Source organism: Enterococcus sp. DIV2402 (assembly GCF_017426705.2).
In the GTDB taxonomy this organism is placed as follows: Bacteria; Bacillota; Bacilli; order Lactobacillales; family Enterococcaceae; genus Enterococcus_F; species Enterococcus_F lowellii.
Genome location: NZ_CP147251.1, coordinates 1,332,684 through 1,352,436 on the forward strand (window position 1 = coordinate 1,332,684; position 19,753 = coordinate 1,352,436).

The 19,753-nt window shown below is 36.0% G+C and carries 18 protein-coding genes and 1 tRNA gene; 13 read left to right on the forward strand and 6 right to left on the reverse strand.

What is annotated here, in order from left to right:
- The first annotated feature begins 126 nt into the window (after positions 1–126).
- The 3 genes from DOK78_RS06480 to DOK78_RS06490 all read left to right on the forward strand — a co-directional run bounded on the left by DOK78_RS06480 (position 127) and on the right by DOK78_RS06490 (position 3,792).
- Positions 127–1,152: an alpha/beta fold hydrolase gene (locus DOK78_RS06480; protein WP_207941166.1), complete on the forward strand. Its 1,026-nt coding sequence runs from the start codon at positions 127–129 to the stop codon at positions 1,150–1,152.
- Positions 1,149–1,586 carry a GNAT family N-acetyltransferase gene (locus DOK78_RS06485; protein WP_207941164.1) on the forward strand — a complete coding sequence of 146 codons (438 nt, stop codon included), beginning with the start codon at positions 1,149–1,151 and terminating at the stop codon, positions 1,584–1,586. Before DOK78_RS06480 ends, DOK78_RS06485 begins: the two co-directional genes overlap by 4 nt.
- Positions 1,587–1,776: 190 nt before the next feature.
- On the forward strand, positions 1,777–3,792 hold the full coding sequence (locus DOK78_RS06490) for a penicillin-binding transpeptidase domain-containing protein (RefSeq protein ID WP_207941162.1): 2,016 nt from the start codon (positions 1,777–1,779) through the stop codon (positions 3,790–3,792).
- A gap of 195 nt (positions 3,793–3,987) precedes the next feature.
- Here the strand turns inward: DOK78_RS06490 and DOK78_RS06495 are convergent, their stop codons facing one another.
- Positions 3,988–4,692, reverse strand: a complete 705-nt coding sequence (locus DOK78_RS06495) for a gamma-glutamyl-gamma-aminobutyrate hydrolase family protein (RefSeq protein ID WP_207941160.1) — start codon at positions 4,690–4,692, stop codon at positions 3,988–3,990.
- 59 nt (positions 4,693–4,751) lie between these two features.
- Positions 4,752–5,126, reverse strand: a complete 375-nt coding sequence (locus DOK78_RS06500; protein WP_207941158.1) for a VOC family protein — start codon at positions 5,124–5,126, stop codon at positions 4,752–4,754.
- A gap of 167 nt (positions 5,127–5,293) precedes the next feature.
- Here DOK78_RS06500 and DOK78_RS06505 point away from each other — a divergent pair, with 167 nt between their 5' ends.
- Positions 5,294–5,737: an NUDIX hydrolase gene (locus DOK78_RS06505; RefSeq protein WP_207941157.1), complete on the forward strand. Its 444-nt coding sequence runs from the start codon at positions 5,294–5,296 to the stop codon at positions 5,735–5,737.
- Positions 5,738–5,780: 43 nt separating this feature from the next.
- Here the strand turns inward: DOK78_RS06505 and yidA are convergent, their stop codons facing one another.
- From yidA to DOK78_RS06520, 3 genes are read right to left on the reverse strand one after another with little or no spacing between them, the layout of a single operon-like run.
- The gene (yidA, locus tag DOK78_RS06510; RefSeq protein ID WP_207941155.1) at positions 5,781–6,596 is read right to left on the reverse strand and encodes a sugar-phosphatase; all 816 of its coding nucleotides are present in this window, start codon (positions 6,594–6,596) and stop codon (positions 5,781–5,783) included.
- 13 nt (positions 6,597–6,609) lie between these two features.
- Positions 6,610–7,968, reverse strand: a complete 1,359-nt coding sequence (locus DOK78_RS06515; RefSeq protein WP_207941153.1) for an HD domain-containing protein — start codon at positions 7,966–7,968, stop codon at positions 6,610–6,612.
- Positions 7,952–8,767, reverse strand: a complete 816-nt coding sequence (locus tag DOK78_RS06520; protein WP_207941152.1) for a lipoate--protein ligase family protein — start codon at positions 8,765–8,767, stop codon at positions 7,952–7,954. The genes DOK78_RS06515 and DOK78_RS06520 overlap by 17 nt, the downstream gene beginning before the upstream one ends.
- A gap of 148 nt (positions 8,768–8,915) precedes the next feature.
- Here DOK78_RS06520 and DOK78_RS06525 point away from each other — a divergent pair, with 148 nt between their 5' ends.
- The 3 genes from DOK78_RS06525 (at position 8,916) to DOK78_RS06535 (ending at position 11,353) form a co-directional block, all read left to right on the forward strand.
- On the forward strand, positions 8,916–9,350 hold the full coding sequence (locus tag DOK78_RS06525) for a DUF1934 family protein (RefSeq protein WP_207941151.1): 435 nt from the start codon (positions 8,916–8,918) through the stop codon (positions 9,348–9,350).
- An 86-nt stretch (positions 9,351–9,436) separates the two neighbouring features.
- Positions 9,437–10,039: a DNA-directed RNA polymerase subunit delta gene (gene rpoE / locus DOK78_RS06530; protein ID WP_207941149.1), complete on the forward strand. Its 603-nt coding sequence runs from the start codon at positions 9,437–9,439 to the stop codon at positions 10,037–10,039.
- Positions 10,040–10,168: 129 nt separating this feature from the next.
- On the forward strand, positions 10,169–11,353 hold the full coding sequence (locus DOK78_RS06535) for a DUF998 domain-containing protein (protein WP_207941148.1): 1,185 nt from the start codon (positions 10,169–10,171) through the stop codon (positions 11,351–11,353).
- A gap of 1,073 nt (positions 11,354–12,426) precedes the next feature.
- Here the strand turns inward: DOK78_RS06535 and DOK78_RS06540 are convergent.
- Positions 12,427–12,498, reverse strand: a tRNA-Arg gene (locus DOK78_RS06540).
- A 56-nt stretch (positions 12,499–12,554) separates the two neighbouring features.
- Here DOK78_RS06540 and rpoN point away from each other — a divergent pair.
- The 6 genes from rpoN (at position 12,555) to eno (ending at position 19,709) form a co-directional block, all read left to right on the forward strand.
- On the forward strand, positions 12,555–13,871 hold the full coding sequence (rpoN, locus tag DOK78_RS06545; RefSeq protein WP_207941146.1) for an RNA polymerase factor sigma-54: 1,317 nt from the start codon (positions 12,555–12,557) through the stop codon (positions 13,869–13,871).
- A gap of 234 nt (positions 13,872–14,105) precedes the next feature.
- The gene (locus DOK78_RS06550) at positions 14,106–15,143 is read left to right on the forward strand and encodes a sugar-binding transcriptional regulator (RefSeq protein ID WP_207941145.1); all 1,038 of its coding nucleotides are present in this window, start codon (positions 14,106–14,108) and stop codon (positions 15,141–15,143) included.
- 39 nt (positions 15,144–15,182) lie between these two features.
- Entirely contained in the window at positions 15,183–16,184 is a 1,002-nt protein-coding gene (gene gap / locus DOK78_RS06555) for a type I glyceraldehyde-3-phosphate dehydrogenase (RefSeq protein WP_207941143.1), read from the forward strand.
- Positions 16,185–16,281: 97 nt separating this feature from the next.
- The gene (locus tag DOK78_RS06560) at positions 16,282–17,472 is read left to right on the forward strand and encodes a phosphoglycerate kinase (RefSeq protein ID WP_207941141.1); all 1,191 of its coding nucleotides are present in this window, start codon (positions 16,282–16,284) and stop codon (positions 17,470–17,472) included.
- Between the two features lie 69 nt (positions 17,473–17,541).
- Positions 17,542–18,297 carry a triose-phosphate isomerase gene (gene tpiA / locus DOK78_RS06565; protein WP_207941139.1) on the forward strand — a complete coding sequence of 252 codons (756 nt, stop codon included), beginning with the start codon at positions 17,542–17,544 and terminating at the stop codon, positions 18,295–18,297.
- A gap of 110 nt (positions 18,298–18,407) precedes the next feature.
- On the forward strand, positions 18,408–19,709 hold the full coding sequence (eno, locus tag DOK78_RS06570; protein WP_207941138.1) for a surface-displayed alpha-enolase: 1,302 nt from the start codon (positions 18,408–18,410) through the stop codon (positions 19,707–19,709).
- Positions 19,710–19,753 lie beyond the last annotated feature (44 nt).

Sequence of the window (19,753 nt, forward strand, 5' to 3'; positions counted from 1 at the left end):
ACCCGAACTTTTATAGTTCGGATAGTTTATTAGGAAAGAGGCTTGAATCACAGCCTCTTTTTTGTTCGTCTAAATTTCGTTTTTTCGGTACAATAAAGCTAATGAGAAAACTAGGAGGAATGTATTGTGAAAAAAGCCTTACTTTATGGGAGTCTAATTGGTGCTGGTATTGGATTTTATGCGTTATTCCGCAATCGACCAGAAACCATTGCTATTGAAGAGGAGCTCCCGTTTGATGAACAAGGACTACTTAAAACGACGACAGAAGATATTTTTTTGGTCGCATCAGATGGTCTACCATTAGCATTAAGTGTCGTGCGCCCAGCTTATCGTCCAGTAAAAGCTGTTGTTCAAATAATTCATGGTATTTTGGAGCATCGGAAACGTTATTTAGATTTTGCCCATCATTTAGCAGAAAATGGGTATGCCGTAGTCATCAGTGACAACCGTGGCCATGGTCAATCAATTAACGAGCAGTTTGTTTTAGGATATATGCCTAGTACAGATCGGATGGTTGAGGACCAAGCCAATATTACAACATTTATTAAACAGCGATTTGCAAATAAACCAGTCTATTTATATGGTCATTCGTTTGGTTCAATGGTAGCTCGCGTCTATTTACAAGAACATGATGCCGAAATTGATAAATTACTATTAACTGGAACCGTACAATACGAAAAAAATGTAAAATTAGCATGTGTAATTGCTGAAATAGCTAATAAAGTAGCTGGCGAGCATAGTTTTTCATGGATTTTGAAGAAATTATCTGATTTTGGCTCAGACGACAAAACCTGGTTAACCTCTAATGAGGAGCATGTAGAAAAAGCGATGAATGATCCTTGGATGATTCCAGGATATGACAATCGAGGGGTAGCGACTATTTGGCAAACAAACCGTGAACTAAAAAGACAAGTTAAATTTGCCTGTCAGCATCCAGAATTACCAATTTTAAGTATTACTGGTGCGGAAGATTGGGATATTACAGGTGGTGAACAAGGTTTACTTGATACAGAAAATACATTAAGACAAATCGGTTATCGTAATATTGATATTATCGATTTACCACAAATGAAACATGAAGTTCTCAATGAAATCGAAAATAAACTAGTGTATCAATTAATTGTAGATTTCTTTGAAGGGAGTTTAAAATGAATATTCATTTAATTAGTAAGCGTGAAGCGCAACTTACGTGTTTAGTTGCTGTTTGGGAATCGGCAGTCCGAGCGACACATTTATTTTTGACAGAAGCTGATATTAAAGAATTAGTGCCCGAAGTGAAACAAGGATTGCTAGCAATTGATACGTTGCTTGGCGTGTATGAAGAACAACAACTTGTTGGTTTTTTAGGAATTCAAAATGAAAAAATCGAAATGTTATTTATTGATAATGACTATCGTGGTAAAGGTTATGGTAAAAAATTAATAGAAGCAGCTTTAGAGAACTACGTGATTCATTGGGTGGATGTGAATGAACAAAACCCAGAAGCACTTGGCTTTTATCAACATATGGGGTTTGATATAATGCAACGCTCAGACATGGATGAGCAAGGACGTCCGTTTCCCATTTTACATTTAAAAAAAGCGTAGTAAGTCTATCTAACCGTAACTAACTGAACTATAAACGAGTGTTCTATGATTCAATAGAATGAATGTCACTCACTATAGTTCAGTTGTTTGTATTTATTTCACAGATAGTTCCTCTCTAAATTTTCTTAAGTTTTTTGCTTTTCAATTTTTGATATGACATAATTAATGGAAAAGAAAGTGGGGAAAACGAATGACATCAAAGAAAATAGCAATGATTGTCGGGACCATTGTTGCCATTGGCGCACTTGGTGGAGGGACTTATTGGTATTTCCAAGGAACAAAAGAACGAGAAGTTAAACAACTAGCCGATAACTACGTTGAAGCGTTAGAAAAGGGTTCTTATGAAAAAATGGTCGAGAGTTTCAATTCAACTTCTATTAAAAACAGTGGCTACACAAAAGAAGAAGTACTCGATAAATATCAACTTATTTTTTCTGCATTACATACGGATAACGCCAAAGTTTCTGATGTGAAAATTAAAAAAAATAAAGAAGAATATACGATCTCTTATACAGTGTCTTTTGATACTTTATTAGGTAAGTTAGAAGATGTTGCATACCAAACAACGGTAGAATTTGTGGATAATCAACCTGTCATCGATTGGGCACCTAGTCTGATTTTCCCACAAATGGAAGGAAAAGATAAAATTAATATCCAAGAGGATCCTGCAGAACGAGGAGAAATTGTGGATCGCAATGGTGAAAAGTTAGCAACGAATCGTGACTATCAACAATTAGGTTTAAACCCTAGTAAGCTAGGAGACGGAGAAGAAAAAGAACAACGTTTGCAGGCAATTAGTGAAGCATTTTCAGTTTCCGTCGATCAATTAAAAGAACGTTTATCGCCAGAATGGGCAACGGGAGATGTATTTGTCCCTGTGAAAATTTTATATGGCAATGAAGAAAGTAATCCGTTAAAAGATTTGCCAGAAGGAGCGGTCATTGGTCACGTCAATAAGCGTTATTATCCGTTAAAAGAGGCCGCGGCTCATTTAATTGGTTATGTGAGCCAAGTCACGCAAGAAGATATCGAAAAAGACGCAACTTTAGATGAAACAGCTGTGATTGGAAAAGCTGGTCTAGAAGCAACTTTTGATAAACAACTACGTGGCGAATCAGGTGGACAAATTGAAATTTTGACGGAAGAAGGCGAAGTAAAAGCGGTTTTATTAGAAAAAGAACGTAAAAATGCTGACCCCTTAAAATTGACTCTAGATGCTAAAGTTCAAGAAACAGCCTTTAAAAATCTAGACAATGCACCTGGTTCTACAGTAATCATGCAACCACAAACCGGTGATTTATTAGCGACAGTTAGCTCACCTTCTTACGATCCCAATAAAATGATGTTGGGAATGACTCAAAAAGAATACGATGCATATGCGAACGATGAAAAATTACCGTTCATGACTCGTTTTACGAACCGTTATGCACCTGGTTCCACATTTAAAGTCATTACGGGAGCAATTGGGCTAGATGAAGGCATTATTAAACCAGAAGAAGAATTAGCGATTTCAGGATTAAAATGGCAAAAAGATCAAAGTTGGGGTTCGTATGAAGTGACTCGCGTCAAAGAAGCTTCGCCAATTAATTTGGAGAAAGCGCTCGTTTATTCCGATAATATCTATTTCGCACAAAAAACTCTAGAGCTGGGTGAAGATAAATTCAGAGAAGGCTTGTCTCGTTTTATTTTTGATGAAGAGTTGGATTTGCCTTTCTATATGGAACCAGCGTCTCTTTCTAATGAAAAATCTTTTTCAACGGATATTCTGTTAGCTGATACAGGGTATGGTCAAGGAGAACTACTCATTTCGCCTATCCAGCAAGCAGCGATGTATAGTGTTTTTATGAATGATGGCCAATTAACTTATCCACGCTTAATGGATTATCAAAAGACGGAGGTCAAAGAAAACGTGATTTCCAAAGAAGCTGCAACAACCATCTTAGCTGATTTGGTGCACAGCGTTTCGGATGAAGAAGGCTATGTCCATCAATTTTATAATCCTGATTTTGTGTTAGCTGCAAAAACAGGAACGGCAGAAATCAAAGAAAAACAAGATACAACTGGCATTGAAAATAGTTTCTTGTTATATTTTGATACTGAAAACAAACAATTTATGGGAATTACGATGGTGGAAGATTCTCGAGAAAATGGGACCGCTATTGAGCATAGCGACGATTTAGTGAAGTATTTAGAACAAGAGGAATAATGGAAAAATATCTAATAACTTTTGTAGAAACAAATAGATCTAGAACAATCGGATCCTTCGAAGTTTTGTATCATTAAAAAGACTGTGATATCAGTACATTGAACAACTATCCAAACAATCTAGTGAGGCGTGCTACAATCTAGCAGCCCACTGTCTGACGGATTCGTTTTAATGTTTACTGATGTCACAGTCTTTTTATAATTCTTTAACAAAATAAGTGAATAATTGTTGTTCAGTTGCAAAAGCATTTCGAGTTAATTCTGGATGCCATTGAATAGCTAAAATTGGTAAATCGTTGGCCTCAATTCCTTCGATAATACCATCTGGTGCTTGAGCAATTACTGTAAAATTAGGGGCAACATTTTTGATAGTTTGATGATGATAGGAATTAACCGAATAATCTTCAGGTAAAAAAGTTGCCAAGCGACTATTCGCTTTAATTCGAACAAGATGCGTTTGCTTCGTCATTTCAGATTCTTGGACGTGTTTAATAGATGTGGGACCAAATAAAGAAATATCTTGGTGCAAACTGCCACCAAAAGCCACGTTTATTAGTTGCATGCCTCGACAAATCCCAAAAATTGGCTTTCCTTGCTTGATTGCTTCATCAATTAATTTTAATTCAAAAGCATCCCGTTTTTCATTAATTTCTTCTAAATAAGGATGAGGTTCTTGACCATATAATTTAGGATTGACATCATGTCCGCCTCCTAAAAGTAATTTATCAATTCGTTGAATATATCTTTTTGCGTCTTCAGGTTGTCCAATAGGTAAGACTAGCGGCAATCCTCCAGCATCTTGAATGCCTTCTACAAAATTACGTGAGGTATAAGACAACCAAAACGTTTCGCCCATAGTCATCGTACGTTCATTACCAGCAATACCAATAATTGGTTTCAAATGCCAAACCTCCTTGATAAAAAATAACTCCTTCTAATCAGTAGAAGGAGTTGTGCGAATTAGCGTTCGCGGATAACTTCAATTTTGTATCCATCTGGATCAATGATGAAATAATATGAAGGAGGAACTCCTGGTAAACCTTTTAAATCAGTTACGTTAAAGCCTGCTTCTTTGTGTTTAGCATGTAAGCCTTCCACATCATCAGATGAAATAGCAATATGGCCATAACCATCACCTAGATCATATCCCGGATGATCATAATTGTAAGTCAATTCTAGTTCATAGTCATCTCCAGGTAATGTTAGATAAACTAATGTGAATTTTGCATCTGGGAAATCGCGACGACGGCTTTCTTCAAAACCAAATGCTTTTGTATAGAAGTCTAAAGATGCTTCTAAATCTTTTACGCGTACACATGTGTGTGCCATTTTCATAAATGTCATCATCCTTTCTTATTTCAATATGTTTATCATAACATATCAGTTTTTTATTGATAAGAAAACTGTCCCATTTTTTTGCAAATTTTCCTTAACGCTGAAACTTGTCTGCAAGTCAACTATCCGTTACAATCAAAAGAAAACAGTTTTACAAGGAGGATAAAATGGAAAAGCCGATTTTTGGAAAAAAAGAAATTAATAAGGTTTACAAACCGCGTTTTGGTGCCTATGTTGTGATTCATCGAGAAAACAAACAAGAAATTATTATTGTTCAAGCGCCAAATGGAGCCTACTTTTTACCTGGTGGTGAAATCGAACAAGGAGAAAACCATTTACAAGCCATTAATCGGGAAATGCTAGAAGAGGTTGGTTTTGAGGTGAAAGTAGGGAATTATTTAGGAGAAGCACTTGAATATTTCTATTCCAGCCATCGCGATACCTATTATGAACATCCAGGCTATTTTTATGTTGTGGATGAATGGGAAAAAGTAGCTGAACCAACAGAAACTACCAACGAGCTTGCTTGGGTAACACCAGCAGATGCGATGTTGTTATTAAAACGTGGCAGTCATCGTTGGGCAGTACAAGAATGGTTGAAAGAAGAATAAAAATAAACCCGCAAACTTTTTTTATAGGTTTGCGGATTTTTGTTTAGTTATTTAATATATATTGTTTAATCGCTTCGGCAACACCATGCTCATCATTTGAGGCAGTAATAATATCTGCAACGTTTTTAACATTTTCAGTTGCATTGGCCATTGCAATACCTAAGCCAGCATATTCAATCATTGTAACGTCATTTTCGTTGTCCCCTAATGCCATAACTTCTGAACTATCTAAACCTAAATGAGTAGCTAAACGTTCTAGAGCAGCACCTTTATGAACTTCTTTATTTAAAATCTCTAAGAAGAATGGCGTGCTTTTAACCACGGTATATTTTTCCATAAAGCTTTTTGGAATAAGTGGGATAATTTCATCTAAGAGTGCTGGTTCATCAATCATCATCATTTTGATAATTGACAATTCTTCGGTCATTTCTTCTGGTGTTCGATATTTTAATGGCATATTCACTAAAGATGCTTCATGAATAGTATACGGACTAATATCTCGATTAGAAGTATACATGGTATCTTCTGTTTCAGTGTGCAAATGAACACCTAATTTACGGGCTAGTAATTCGATTTCTAGATAATCATCATGGCTTAAACCGAATTTTGAAACGATTTCCTTATCATGTGTGCGTTGAACAAGTGAACCGTTGTATGTGATAACATAGTCGTTCCCGCTAAATAAATCCAACTCTTCTAATAAAGATTCGACTCCGGTTAAAGGACGTCCGGTACATAAAACAATTTTAACGCCTTGCGCTTCTGCTTGTTTTAAAGCTGTGTGCACCTCATTTGTTAATTGATGGTGACTATTCAATAGGGTCCCATCGATGTCGATAGCAATTAATTTAATTGACATGTTTTCCTCCTTGTTATTCAACCAATTCGCCATTATGAATATGATTAGCGAATTGTTGATATGACTCTCCAAATAAATCATAGTTGTCTTGGGTCGATTGGTCAACCATTTCTTTAGGAAAATAAAAACGGTGGTCGCCTTGTTCTTGACCAGCTAAAGCTTTGACTAGTGGGCTAACTTTTGATAATTCAACCAAGGTCCCATCTTTTTGTTGCAATTCAATTTGTGTACGATGTTTGTCATGCTTAGGATGATAAAAATCATAAGGTAAATCAAAGTTAGAATTAATCCCTGTATAATATTTAGCATTAAAGCCGACTTCAGATACAATAGCTTTCATTTTATCAATTAACGGCATTTGTGTATCTGGATAGAAACGACAAGATTTAAAAGGTTTCCGATTTAAAAAGCGAACAGCCAAATCATTTAAGATTGGGTCATTACTATCTAGCCAATGATTGAAGTACGTGTTCAAGACGCCATCATCTAAGCGCAGGTAATCTTCTAAGGAAAAATTTTCCTCCAAAAACGGTAACAAAAGCTGTGACGTCTTCTCAAAAAATCGAGGATCTTTTTTATATAAGACATGCGCACGATGAAGAAGATGTTCTAGGACAACTTCCATTCCACGCGATGTTGCATGGAAATAGATTTGTACATACATTTGATAGCGACTGACAATGTAGTCTTCCACGGCATGCATGCCATTTATTGAAAAAGCAAGACCACCTTTGTATGGACGAATGACGCGCAAAATACGTGTTAAATCAAAAGTTCCATATTCTGTTCCTGTAAAATAGGCATCTCGCAACAAATAATCCATTCGGTCAGCATCGATTTGACTTGAAATCATTTGCACCACTTGAGGGTTAGGATAAGTTTTCATAATAACGCTAGCAACTTTTTCAGGAAAACCGTCTTCCACGCGATTTAAAATTTGATAGATTTCAGTATCAGGAGATGTGATAATTTCAACGGTAATAGCTTCGTGATTCGTATGAAAAATATGCTCAAAGGTGTGTGAATAAGGCCCATGACCCACATCGTGGAGCAAGGCGGCACACAAAGCGATTAGACGTTCTGAATCATCCCAACCATCAATAAGTTGATCTATTGAATAATTTCGTTTAAAGACATCACAAATTCGGCGAGTAATCTCATAAACGCCTAACGAATGGGAAAAACGACTATGTTCAGCGCCATGAAAAGTGAACGAAGAAGTTCCTAGTTGTTTAATGCGACGGAGACGTTGGAATTCTTTCGCATTAATTAAATCCCAGATTACTTGATGTTGGACGTGGACATATTGGTGGACAGGATCACGAAATACTTTTTCTATAGGTAATTTTCGAAATTTATAGGGAATAGCCATCATGTAACTCCTTTATTTGTAAATTGCGTTGTTTCATACTAGCTAATTTTTTTTCTAGTAATTCAGCATGCAACGCTTCTTTGACCCAATGCAGCGGATCAATAGCTGTAGGTTGAATATTTAGTGTTTGGATGAATCGTTCTTTTGTTTGCTGAATCGACATTGGTTGTCCTAGTGCTGTTTCAATGGTTGTCATACAAGCGGGATCAACGGCCGGATAGCCATCTGTCCCAAATTTTTCTTTTAGGCTTTGTTGATAGAAATTACGGACAACTTCGCCACGTTGATGTTGATTGCCATTAACACTGAGATACATCATAACTGCCACGCCATTTTTGACTCGTCGTTGAGCAATGCCAGCAATTTTTTTTCCATCAATACTCAAGTCAAAGGTTCCTGGGCAATAAGAATTACTAATTTCATAAGCAGCTACCTTTAATTCGGGAAATGCTTGCTGCGTTAAGTCCATCATTTGTTCGTAGGCACTATCAGTCGTAGTATGTTCTTCTCTAGGAAAAATCAGTGAGACATTTAAGACACCTTTATCTGCAATGACACCTAAGCCACCAGAATTTCTGACGACTGATTGATAATTATCTTGAAAAACCTGTGACAAACCTTGTTGTAGATGAGGAACACGCGTATCTTTCATTCCTAAAATAAATGTTTGGTCACATTGCCAAAAATGAATCATTTCTTGTGAGGTTGCACTAGCATGTTCCGTAAAGACATCTGTTAAGGCAAAGGGAAGATACGCATTGTTTTCCGTAAATATTGCTTGATCGAATAATTGCTTCATGGATATTTCCCTTCTTTAATAAATTGTTTTCTTTTATTATATACGAAAAAATTTTGAAAACACGTGAAAAACATCCAAACAGTTTGTTTTATTGACAAATATGCTGAAAATGTGAACAATATAAAAGAATAGTATAGGAGGGAAGAATGTGGATTTAACTAAAGGAATACCTGTTGCCATTCGCTTGAAAACAGAAGTAACCCAAAACAATGAATTACAAGAATTTTTATTTGAACTATCTGGACAAGTTGTCAAGATGGGAGATACGCTTTATATCCGTTATAAAGAAGTTCAAGAAGATCAATCTGAAGTGCCTGTTACAATGAAGCTTTCACCTGATGGCACCATTCAATTGATTCGTTCTGGCGAAATGCGTCTGCGTTTAAAATTTGTTTATCGAGAAAAAGCAGATACGAGTTATCAAACTCCATATGGCGTGATGTTTTTCAGTACATACACCAATAATCTTCATTTTAGTTTAAAAGACCAACCGACTTCTGGGAAAGTGTCTATTGATTACGATTTATTTACAGCAGGCGATAAAATCGGTGAGTATAAACTCTCATTAGAATTTACTGCTTGATTTTTGATGTTTTTTATCAGAATAAATTGCTTTTTTGCAAACATTTTTGTATGATTAGACGTAGACTGTGAAAGGACGTGTCCCGATTGGAAATTAATGTATTTGAAGGTGTAAATAGAAACGAATTATCCATGATTGAAGTTGCCTATGCAATTTTGTCTCAAAAAGGCGATGTAATGGATTTTTCAGATTTAGTAAATGAGATTCAAACCTATTTAGGGAAATCTGATAGCGATATTCGTGATTCATTGGCGCAGTTTTATACAGACTTAAACATTGATGGTAGTTTCATTTCTTTAGGTGATAATCGTTGGGGCTTACGTTCATGGTATGCCATTGATTCGATTGACGAAGAAGTAAACCATGGAATTGACGAAGATGACGAAGATGCACCACGCCGTCGTAAACGTAAGAAAGTAAATGCCTTTATTAGTGATGATGAAGATGCTATTGACTACAACGATGATGATCCAGAAGATACAGATCTAACTGATGAAGAAGATGATGATGATTTATTTGATGATGACGATGAAGATGAAGAAATCGCAGCATATAACTCTGATTTACAAGAAATTGGCGCAACCAACGATGATGATGAAGAAGAACTTCCAGGAAGTATTGAAGAAGACTTAACAATCATTGACGATGATGACGACGATGAATTTGATGACGAGGAAGAAGAATTATAATCATTGCAAAACACCCAAAAGCTTATTAATAGCTTTTGGGTGTTTTTTGTTTAATGATGTCGCTTTTGTTATTTACCAAAATTGTGTATGATAAGCAAAACAAAAGAGTTTAAAAAAGGTGGAATAAACATGAATAAAGTACGTTTTAATCTTCCAAAAGAAATAGTTGAAAAATCAAAATTAATCAAATGGTCAGAAGGAGAAGGGGAATTAGATGTAAATACAGGTGTTTTGACAATAAAAGAAAAAGAAACTACTATGAGTAGCCAAACTATTTCATTACGTTTGTTTTTTGTTCCATCCTTTTTGTCTGCCTTCTTGTTTTTTCTTTATTATTATTTTACAAAACGAACCCAAATTGCTTTGTCAGGGTATGACTCAATAGGTTTTATGTTGTCAATCTTAGGAACACTCACAGGTCTTTTGACATTGACACTTATTTTTACCAGTATAAAAAAAGGCAAGCGGTTTTCTCAAGCTAAAAATTTATATTGGCGTAATTTTCCAGCATTATTTATTTCATTAGGCATTATGTTATTCTTAGGAAGTCTTTTTCTCTTTCGAATCTTACGTTATATGTTTCCTGGATTAGTTTTTGATTTATACACTGCTACAGGGCTTTATTTTGTCAGTATAGCAATTATTAATTACTTTATTATTTATATTGTAATGGAATTGACCCCATTGTTATTAACTAATATTTTGACCTTTGTAATTATTGGTGGTGTCGTTGGTGCGATGGTAACTAATCGAGAAAATCAGTGGTGGCAACATAATTTTAGTTTTTTAGGTACCAGCGAAGCGACAAACCGTTGGCAATTCAATCTCACCTTAGTTTTATCGGCCATTTTGATGATTGCATTAATTGATTATATTTTTGTGAATTTGCAAGAACGATATCCAGGAATGAAACTTCAGATTTTACGCTGGCTATTAATTTTGATTGCTGTAAATTTAGGTGGTGTAGGGATGTTTCCATATAAAGAAGGTTCTTTATCGGCTGTGATTCATAATCATGTTGCCGCAAACCTTGTTTATTTAGTTATTCTGTTAATTGTCACATTACCTTGGTTATTACCTAGAATTACAAGAGAATTTAAAATCACTTCATTTATTGTGATGGGATTGCTTGTTTTATGCGTATTTTTGTTTATGGGTGTTCATTATCTATCATTAACAGCTTTTGAGTTTCTAGCATTTTTAGTAGCTTTTGTTTGGCTATTGATGTTTTTCCAGTTTTTACAATTCTTGGTTCTTGAATCGCCAGAACATCGTTTGGTCATTGAAATTAAAGACTCTGAAAATGAACGATAGCCCTCTCTAAAAAAGAGAAGGCTATCTGACGAATCAATATATTTATTTTAAAGTTGATACTAATTATAACTATTACTAAAAATTAACTATTTCTCATTTAAACGATATATTCCCTAACCTCTAATACATCCTTGTAACCCTGTAGTTACGCCAGTGTGAATAAATTTCCTAAAAACAAATTAAAGTGTCGCATAAAAATATCTTTCGCGTTACTTAAGTATAACATATTTCTTCTTGAAAAGAAAATTTATAGGAAAATTTCAAGAAAATTACTAAAAACTGCATAGGTAATTTTGTATGTACTTTTTTATAACCACACAAGTTTTTTTCAATCTAAATCTAAATGAGGATTAAGCTCCATGTAAGTTGACTATCAGATTCAAGCTTATTAATTATCTTTTTATTTTTTTAATGCAAACCAATAAGAAGTTAGACCTAATGCTAAAAAGATTAATGCACATAGTAACAGTGGAAAGTAAAAAGAATACATAAAAAATTTCCAGATGAAAAAGGATAGAAATAATAGTATAGATAATGATACATATATAGTAGCCGAAACTACCCACATAAAAATCGCCTCCTATTCAAAGTAATAAACTAAGTTTTTTATATAAGCTGTCGAATTGTAAGTTAAAATTGCCACGCTTCCAACTGATTGTTTGGAGTTGTTTTCTTCTGTAAAGATTCCATCAGATGATGTGTACTCTTAGATTAACTGTTAGCTATTATTTTCAGTATCTACCATACACATCAATACTTTCAATAGTATAGTTAGTATTATACTATTGAACCAGCATTTATTTTTATCTTGAACGTCGCAAATTCATGCCTAAACGTCATATTGTAAATCCACCAGTTTCATACAAAAAAGCTAGATTCCGAATTGGAACCTAGCCTAACACTCGCCATCACGCTATTTTTTGATAATGAGCTCCCCACGAAATATCCACAAAGGAAGAAAGAAAATCCATACCCACGAACTTTTTGAATATTGTTATTTTTCGTAATCCGTTGTTACAAGAGGGTTTTGCCATTTAACGTAGCATCAAGTATAATGTAATCAGTTACACAAACGCACCTTAAGGGAATCGAACCCCTGTCTCAAGAACCGGAATCTTGCGTGATATCCACTACACTAAAGGTGCTGAACACTTTACATAGTTTAGCGAACTTTAAGAAAAAAAACAAGGGGAAATCCAAAATGAAATTTGAACAGCAGTTTTCGCAGCAACAAAAGCAAACACAGAAACTAGCGATGACACAAAAATTACAGCAATCGATTCAAGTTTTGCAGTTTTCTACAGAGGAATTAACACAATTTATTGAGAATCAAGCCTTAGAAAATCCACTACTTGATGTCATTCAACCTAATTATACTTCAAACTACTCAAAACCACGTACATCAACAGGCACAGAAATGACACGTTTAAACCAAATCCCTGATACGACAATTTCATTATTCGAGCACTTAATTGATCAAATTCATTTGAACTATCGTGATACTTATTTAAGGACACTGGTTCTGTATTTGGTAGAATATATTGACTTGAATGGTTATTTAACAATTTCGCTGGACGAAGCAGTTGAACAGACAGGTGGGACGCCGATTCAACTATTGGATGCTTTGACCTTAATTCAGCAATTAGAACCAGCGGGTGTAGGTGCTAGAAATCTGCAAGAATGTTTGATGTTACAAACCGAACGAGATAACTATGCACCAGAAATTGCGTATTTAATATTAGAAGAATATTTTACAGAATTAGTTGAAAGAAAATGGGAAAGTATCGCTAAAAAGTTAGTCATCTCTTTGACAGATATTCAAAAAGTATTTGATTATATTCAAACATTAACGCCAACACCAGGGGCAGTCTTTGGTTCGACAGAAGGCTTGTACATCATCCCTGACTTAACGGTTAAAGTTGACGGACAACAAGTGACGGTAGTCTCAAATCGTAGTGGAATGCCAGAAATCAAATTTCAGCAAAATTATTTTGAACAAATGACTCAAAGTGGAGATTCAGAAGTGTTAAACTATCTGAAAGAAAAACAACAAGCGTTTGAGTGGCTGAAAAAAACCGTGGAACAACGTGGAGACACTATTTACAATGTGGGGAAAGCAATCGTTGAAAGACAACAAGAATTCTTTTTCAATAAAGAGCATCCTATCAAGCCATTAATTTTAAAAGATATTTCAGAAGAATTGGCTATTCACGAATCCACAGTCAGTCGTGCTGTGAATGGCAAATATTTAGAAACGGATTTTGGCGTTTTTGAATTAAAACATTTCTTTAGTCAAAAACTCGCCTCTGATGAAGGAGAACGCTCGACAAATGATGTGAAACATCGCTTGCAAACGTTAATCGATTCAGAAGATAAAGCTAAACCCTTATCCGATCAAAAATTAGTGGAACTTTTGAACGATGAAGGCATAGATATTTCACGAAGAACAATCGCTAAATATCGCGATTTATTAAAAATTCCATCGTCAACCAAACGTAAGCGATACGATGAAACATAAGCATTGAGAGGGGTTTCATGAATTTTTAGTGAAATTCCTCTGTTTTTTGTGATTTTTTAAAGAAAAACAAGGATTTTTGATTTTTTTCTTTGAGTATTAGTTGATAAATAAAAAAGAACATGCTAGAATTATTTGTGTAAGGAATTGGTACTGAAAAGTAAATTCGCTTTTTTTTACAACACATGGGTCATATTAAGTCTATCTAGGACAAAAAAAGTCCAACGGAGGTTGCATATGCTTGATGAAATAAAATTGATTGAAGCTATTGCTCCAGATATTTTGACGGTTCTCCAAGAAAGATACCGAATATTACAAAATATTTACTGGATGCAGCCGATTGGTCGACGTACGTTGGCTGAGAGTTTAGATTTAACAGAACGTGTGTTGCGAACAGAAACGGATGTATTAAAACGACTGAAATTGATTGAATCTTCAAAAAGCGGCATGATGTTAACAGCTAAAGGTGAAGATGTTTACAATCAACTAGGAAGTATGATGGACCAATTATTTGAAATGCACCAGATTGAAAAGCGGTTGGCTAGTTATTTTGGGATTTCTCGTTGCTTCATTACAGGTGGCGATAGCGATCAACAAGTAAAAGTAATTAGCGAATTTGGACATCTTCTTTATGAAGCACTGGACGAAAATTTGCCAAATGGGAAAAACATTATTGCGGTAATGGGTGGGACCACCATGGCACAAGTTGCAAGCGAGCTCTCTGATTTAGAAACAGAGCAACGTGAAAACTTATTCGTACCTGCTAGAGGAGGAATTGGAGAAGCTGTAAGTGTACAAGCAAATTCTGTAAGTGCTGAAATGGCGATCCAAACCAATGGCAAATATCGCGCATTATATGTTCCTGAACAATTAAGTACAGCCACATATAATTCACTGATGCAAGAACCTTCTATTTTAGAAGTTCTAAACTTAATAAGCGAAGCAAACTGTGTCATTCACAGTATCGGAAAGGCCTTGCACATGGCTGCTCGACGAAAGATGACTGAAGAAGAGATTCTGATGCTAAAACGCAAAAATGCTGTAGCAGAATCATTTGGTTATTTTTTTGATGAAGAAGGGCAAGTCGTTTACAAAATCCCTCGTATAGGTTTACAATTAAAAGACATACAGAATATCCCTTACGTATTCGCCATAGCTGGTGGGAGAAGTAAAGCAAAAGCCATTCGCGCTTATATGAAAAACGCACCAAAACAAACGTGGCTCATCACAGATGAAGCCGCAGCAAATGAGATTTTAAGAGGGGCGACCCTTTAAAATAAAATTTTTTTGATTTTCATAAGGAGGAAATCTTAAATGACAGTTAAAGTAGGTATTAATGGATTTGGACGTATCGGACGCTTAGCTTTCCGTCGTATCCAAGATGTAGAAGGAATCGAAGTGGTTGCAATCAACGACTTAACAGATGCTAAAATGTTAGCACACTTGTTAAAATATGATACAACTCAAGGACGTTTCAACGGTACTGTTGAAGTTCACGAAGGTTCTTTCAATGTAAATGGTAAAGAAGTGAAAGTTTTAGCTAACCGCAACCCTGAAGAATTACCATGGGGCGATCTAGGCGTAGATATCGTTCTAGAATGTACTGGTTTCTTTACATCAAAAGCTGCTGCTGAAAAACACTTGACTGCAGGCGCTAAACGTGTTGTTATCTCAGCTCCTGGTGGAGACGATGTACCAACAATCGTTTACAACACAAACCATGAAATCTTAACAGGCGAAGAAACAGTTATCTCTGGTGCTTCATGTACTACAAACTGCTTGGCTCCTATGGCTAAAGCATTAAACGATAACTTCGGCGTTATTGAAGGTTTAATGACAACTATCCACGCTTACACTGGTGACCAAATGACTCTTGATGGACCACACCCTAAAGGTGACTTCCGTCGTGCTCGTGCGGCTGCTGCAAACATCGTTCCTAACTCAACTGGTGCTGCTAAAGCTATCGGCTTAGTAATTCCAGAATTGAACGGTAAATTAGATGGAGCTGCTCAACGTGTTCCTGTTGCTACTGGTTCATTAACTGAATTAGTGACTGTTTTAGACAAACAAGTTACTGCTGATGAAATCAATGAAGTGATGGCTAAAGCTGCTAACGAATCTTACGGTTATACTGAAGACGAAATCGTTTCTTCTGATATCGTAGGTATGACTTTCGGTTCATTATTCGATGCTACTCAAACTCGTGTAATGACAGTTGGCGACAAACAATTAGTTAAAACTGTTTCATGGTATGACAATGAAATGTCATACACTGCACAATTAGTTCGTACTTTAGAATACTTCGCTAATTTATAAGATAATCTAATTATCTGAATTGGCAGTATCAAAGCGGGGAAGCGACGCGCTTCTCCGCTTTTTTTAAAGAGAAAGACCGATATTAGGAGGCAATTTCATGGCTAAAAAGACTGTACAAGATATTGATTTAAAAGGTAAAAAAGTTCTTGTTCGTGTTGATTTTAACGTTCCATTGAAGGATGGCGTAATCACTGATGATACACGTATTAAAGCAGCTTTACCAACAATCAACTATGTATTAGACCAAGGTGGAAAAGCAATTCTATTTTCTCACTTAGGACGTGTAAAAACAGAAGAAGATAAAGCTGGTAAATCTTTAGCACCTGTTGCAGATCGTTTAGGCGAATTACTTGGTAAAGAAGTAACATTCGTTCCTGAAACTCGTGGTGAAGCATTAGAAGCTGCAATCAACAACTTAGAAGACGGTGGCGTAGTTGTCTTTGAAAACACACGTTTTGAAGATGTAGATGGTAAAAAAGAAAGCAAAAATGATTCTGAATTAGGTAAATACTGGGCATCATTAGGTGACGTATTCGTAAATGACGCGTTTGGTACAGCTCACCGTGCACATGCTTCTAACGTAGGAATTGCTTCAACAGGCATTCCAACAGTAGCTGGATTCTTAATGGAAAAAGAAATCAAATTTATCGGTGAAGCCGTTGAAGAACCTAAACGTCCAATGGTGGCAATTTTAGGTGGCGCAAAAGTTTCAGATAAAATTGGTGTAATCGAAAACTTAATTCCAAAAGCAGATAAAATTCTTATCGGTGGTGGAATGACTTATACATTCTATCGTGCAAAAGGAATTGAAATTGGGAAATCATTAGTTGAAGCTGACAAAGTTGAATTAGCAAAAGAATTAATTGAAAAAGCTGGCGATAAGTTAGTATTACCAGTTGATTCAGTAACTGCTCCTGAATTTTCTAACGATGTACCAACTGAAGTTCATGAAGGCGGCGTGCCAGTAGATCAAATGGGTCTAGATATTGGTCCTAAAACAGTTGAATTATTCGGCGATATCTTAAAAGATGCTAAAACAGTTGTTTGGAACGGTCCTATGGGTGTGTTTGAAATGTCTAATTTTGCTAACGGAACAATTGGCGTTTGTGAAGCAATTGCTAACTTAGAAGACGCAACAACAATTATCGGTGGAGGAGATTCTGCAGCAGCAGCTGAACAATTAGGCTTTGCAGATAAATTTACTCATATCTCTACTGGTGGTGGCGCAAGTTTAGAATTATTAGAAGGTAAAGAATTACCTGGCTTGGCAGCAATCAACGATAAATAATCGATCTTTTCATACGTAGAACTAGCTATTTCTACGTATGAACGAATTGAAAAAAGGAGTGTCATATAAATGCGTAAACCTATTATCGCAGGTAACTGGAAAATGAACTTAACAGCATCAGAAGCAAAAGCTTTTGCAGAAGCTGTAAAAAACAATATCCCTAGCAATGACAAAGTAGATTCAGTAATTGGTTCACCAGCGCTATTTTTAGAAACTTTAGTAGAAGCTGCAAAAGGAACTGATTTAAAAATCTCTGCTCAAAATTGCTATTGGGAAAACTCAGGAGCATTCACAGGTGAAACTTCACCAGCTGCATTAGCAGATTTAGGTGTAGACTATGTAATCATTGGTCATTCAGAACGTCGTGAATACTTCCATGAAACAGATGAAGACATCAACAAAAAAGCAAAAGCTATTTTTGCAAACGGATTGACACCAATTCTTTGCTGTGGTGAGTCTTTAGAAACATACGAAGCAGAAAAAACTGCTGAATGGATTGAAGGACAAATCACTGCTGGTTTAGCTGATTTAACAGATGAACAAGTAAGCAACTTAGTTATTGCTTATGAGCCAATTTGGGCTATCGGTACTGGTAAATCTGCAGATGCAACAATTGCAGATACTATCTGTGGTGTTGTACGTCAAACAGTTGAAAAACTTTATGGTGGCGAAGTAGCTGCAAAAGTTCGTATTCAATACGGTGGTTCTGTTAAACCAGAAAACATCGCTGAATACATGGCAAAAGAAAATGTTGATGGTGCTTTAGTAGGTGGCGCAAGCTTACAACCAGAATCATTCTTAGCTTTATTAGACGCTGTAAAATAATTCGATTTCATTTTCGAATTTTGTTTGCAGTATTGCTTAAAATTCATTAAAATAGAAGTATCACAAGGGAGTTCCCTTACGATAAAACAAACTCAAAGGAGAGACAAAACATGTCAATTATTACTGATGTTTACGCTCGCGAAGTCTTAGACTCACGTGGTAACCCAACAATCGAAGTAGAAGTTTATACTGAATCAGGTGCGTTTGGACGCGGTATGGTTCCTTCAGGAGCTTCAACTGGTGAACATGAAGCGGTTGAATTACGTGATGGCGACAAAGACCGTTATTTAGGTAAAGGGGTATCTAAAGCTGTTGATAACGTAAATAACGTTATTGCTGAAGCAATCATCGGTTACGATGTTCGCGATCAAATGGCTATCGATAAAGCAATGATCGAATTAGATGGAACTCCTAACAAAGGTAAATTAGGTGCGAACGCTATTCTTGGTGTTTCTATTGCTGTAGCTCGTGCTGCTGCTGATTACCTAGAAGTGCCTTTATACCACTACCTAGGCGGATTCAACACTAAAGTTTTACCAACTCCAATGATGAATATCATCAATGGTGGATCTCACTCAGATGCTCCTATCGCATTCCAAGAGTTCATGATTTTACCAGTTGGTGCGCCAACATTTAAAGAAGCTTTACGTTGGGGTGCAGAAGTATTCCATGCTTTAGCTAAAATCTTGAAATCTCGCGGTTTAGAAACTGCTGTAGGTGATGAAGGTGGATTTGCACCTAAATTTGAAGGTACTGAAGACGGCGTTGAAACAATCTTAGAAGCAATCAAAGCTGTTGGTTTAGAACCAGGTAAAGATGTATTCTTAGGATTTGACTGTGCATCTTCTGAATTCTACGAAGACGGCGTATACAACTATGCTAAATTCGAAGGTGAAGGCGGAGCGAAACGTACTGCTGCTGAACAAGTTGACTACCTAGAAGAATTGGTTAACAAATACCCAATCATCACTATCGAAGACGGTATGGATGAAAATGACTGGGATGGATGGAAACTATTAACTGAACGCTTAGGCGATAAAGTTCAATTAGTTGGTGACGATTTATTCGTAACAAACACTGAAATCTTAGCTAAAGGTATCAGCCAAGATATTGGTAACTCAATCTTAATCAAAGTTAACCAAATTGGTACTTTAACTGAAACTTTTGAAGCTATCGAAATGGCTAAAGAAGCTGGCTACACTGCAGTTGTATCTCACCGTTCTGGTGAAACAGAAGATTCAACAATCGCTGACATCGCTGTTGCAACTAACGCTGGCCAAATCAAAACTGGTTCTCTATCACGTACTGACCGTATTGCTAAATACAACCAATTATTACGTATCGAAGACCAATTAGGTGAAGTAGCTGTTTACAAAGGTTTACAAGCTTTCTACAACTTAAAAAATAAATAATTTTAGTTTAAATAAAGTTTATTCTAATAGGAATTAAAACTGTT

What these genes read in the sequence shown, in the direction of transcription:
- DOK78_RS06485 (WP_207941164.1), top strand. Translation starts at nt 1,149, where the DNA reads ATGAATATTCATTTAATTAGTAAGCGTGAAGCGCAACTTACGTGTTTA.
- DOK78_RS06490 (WP_207941162.1), top strand. Translation starts at nt 1,777, where the DNA reads ATGACATCAAAGAAAATAGCAATGATTGTCGGGACCATTGTTGCCATT.
- DOK78_RS06500 (WP_207941158.1), bottom strand. Translation starts at nt 5,126, where the DNA reads ATGAAAATGGCACACACATGTGTACGCGTAAAAGATTTAGAAGCATCT.
- DOK78_RS06505 (WP_207941157.1), top strand. Translation starts at nt 5,294, where the DNA reads ATGGAAAAGCCGATTTTTGGAAAAAAAGAAATTAATAAGGTTTACAAA.
- yidA (WP_207941155.1), bottom strand. Translation starts at nt 6,596, where the DNA reads ATGTCAATTAAATTAATTGCTATCGACATCGATGGGACCCTATTGAAT.
- DOK78_RS06515 (WP_207941153.1), bottom strand. Translation starts at nt 7,968, where the DNA reads ATGGCTATTCCCTATAAATTTCGAAAATTACCTATAGAAAAAGTATTT.
- DOK78_RS06520 (WP_207941152.1), bottom strand. Translation starts at nt 8,767, where the DNA reads ATGAAGCAATTATTCGATCAAGCAATATTTACGGAAAACAATGCGTAT.
- DOK78_RS06535 (WP_207941148.1), top strand. Translation starts at nt 10,169, where the DNA reads ATGAATAAAGTACGTTTTAATCTTCCAAAAGAAATAGTTGAAAAATCA.
- rpoN (WP_207941146.1), top strand. Translation starts at nt 12,555, where the DNA reads ATGAAATTTGAACAGCAGTTTTCGCAGCAACAAAAGCAAACACAGAAA.
- DOK78_RS06550 (WP_207941145.1), top strand. Translation starts at nt 14,106, where the DNA reads ATGCTTGATGAAATAAAATTGATTGAAGCTATTGCTCCAGATATTTTG.
- gap (WP_207941143.1), top strand. Translation starts at nt 15,183, where the DNA reads ATGACAGTTAAAGTAGGTATTAATGGATTTGGACGTATCGGACGCTTA.
- DOK78_RS06560 (WP_207941141.1), top strand. Translation starts at nt 16,282, where the DNA reads ATGGCTAAAAAGACTGTACAAGATATTGATTTAAAAGGTAAAAAAGTT.
- tpiA (WP_207941139.1), top strand. Translation starts at nt 17,542, where the DNA reads ATGCGTAAACCTATTATCGCAGGTAACTGGAAAATGAACTTAACAGCA.
- eno (WP_207941138.1), top strand. Translation starts at nt 18,408, where the DNA reads ATGTCAATTATTACTGATGTTTACGCTCGCGAAGTCTTAGACTCACGT.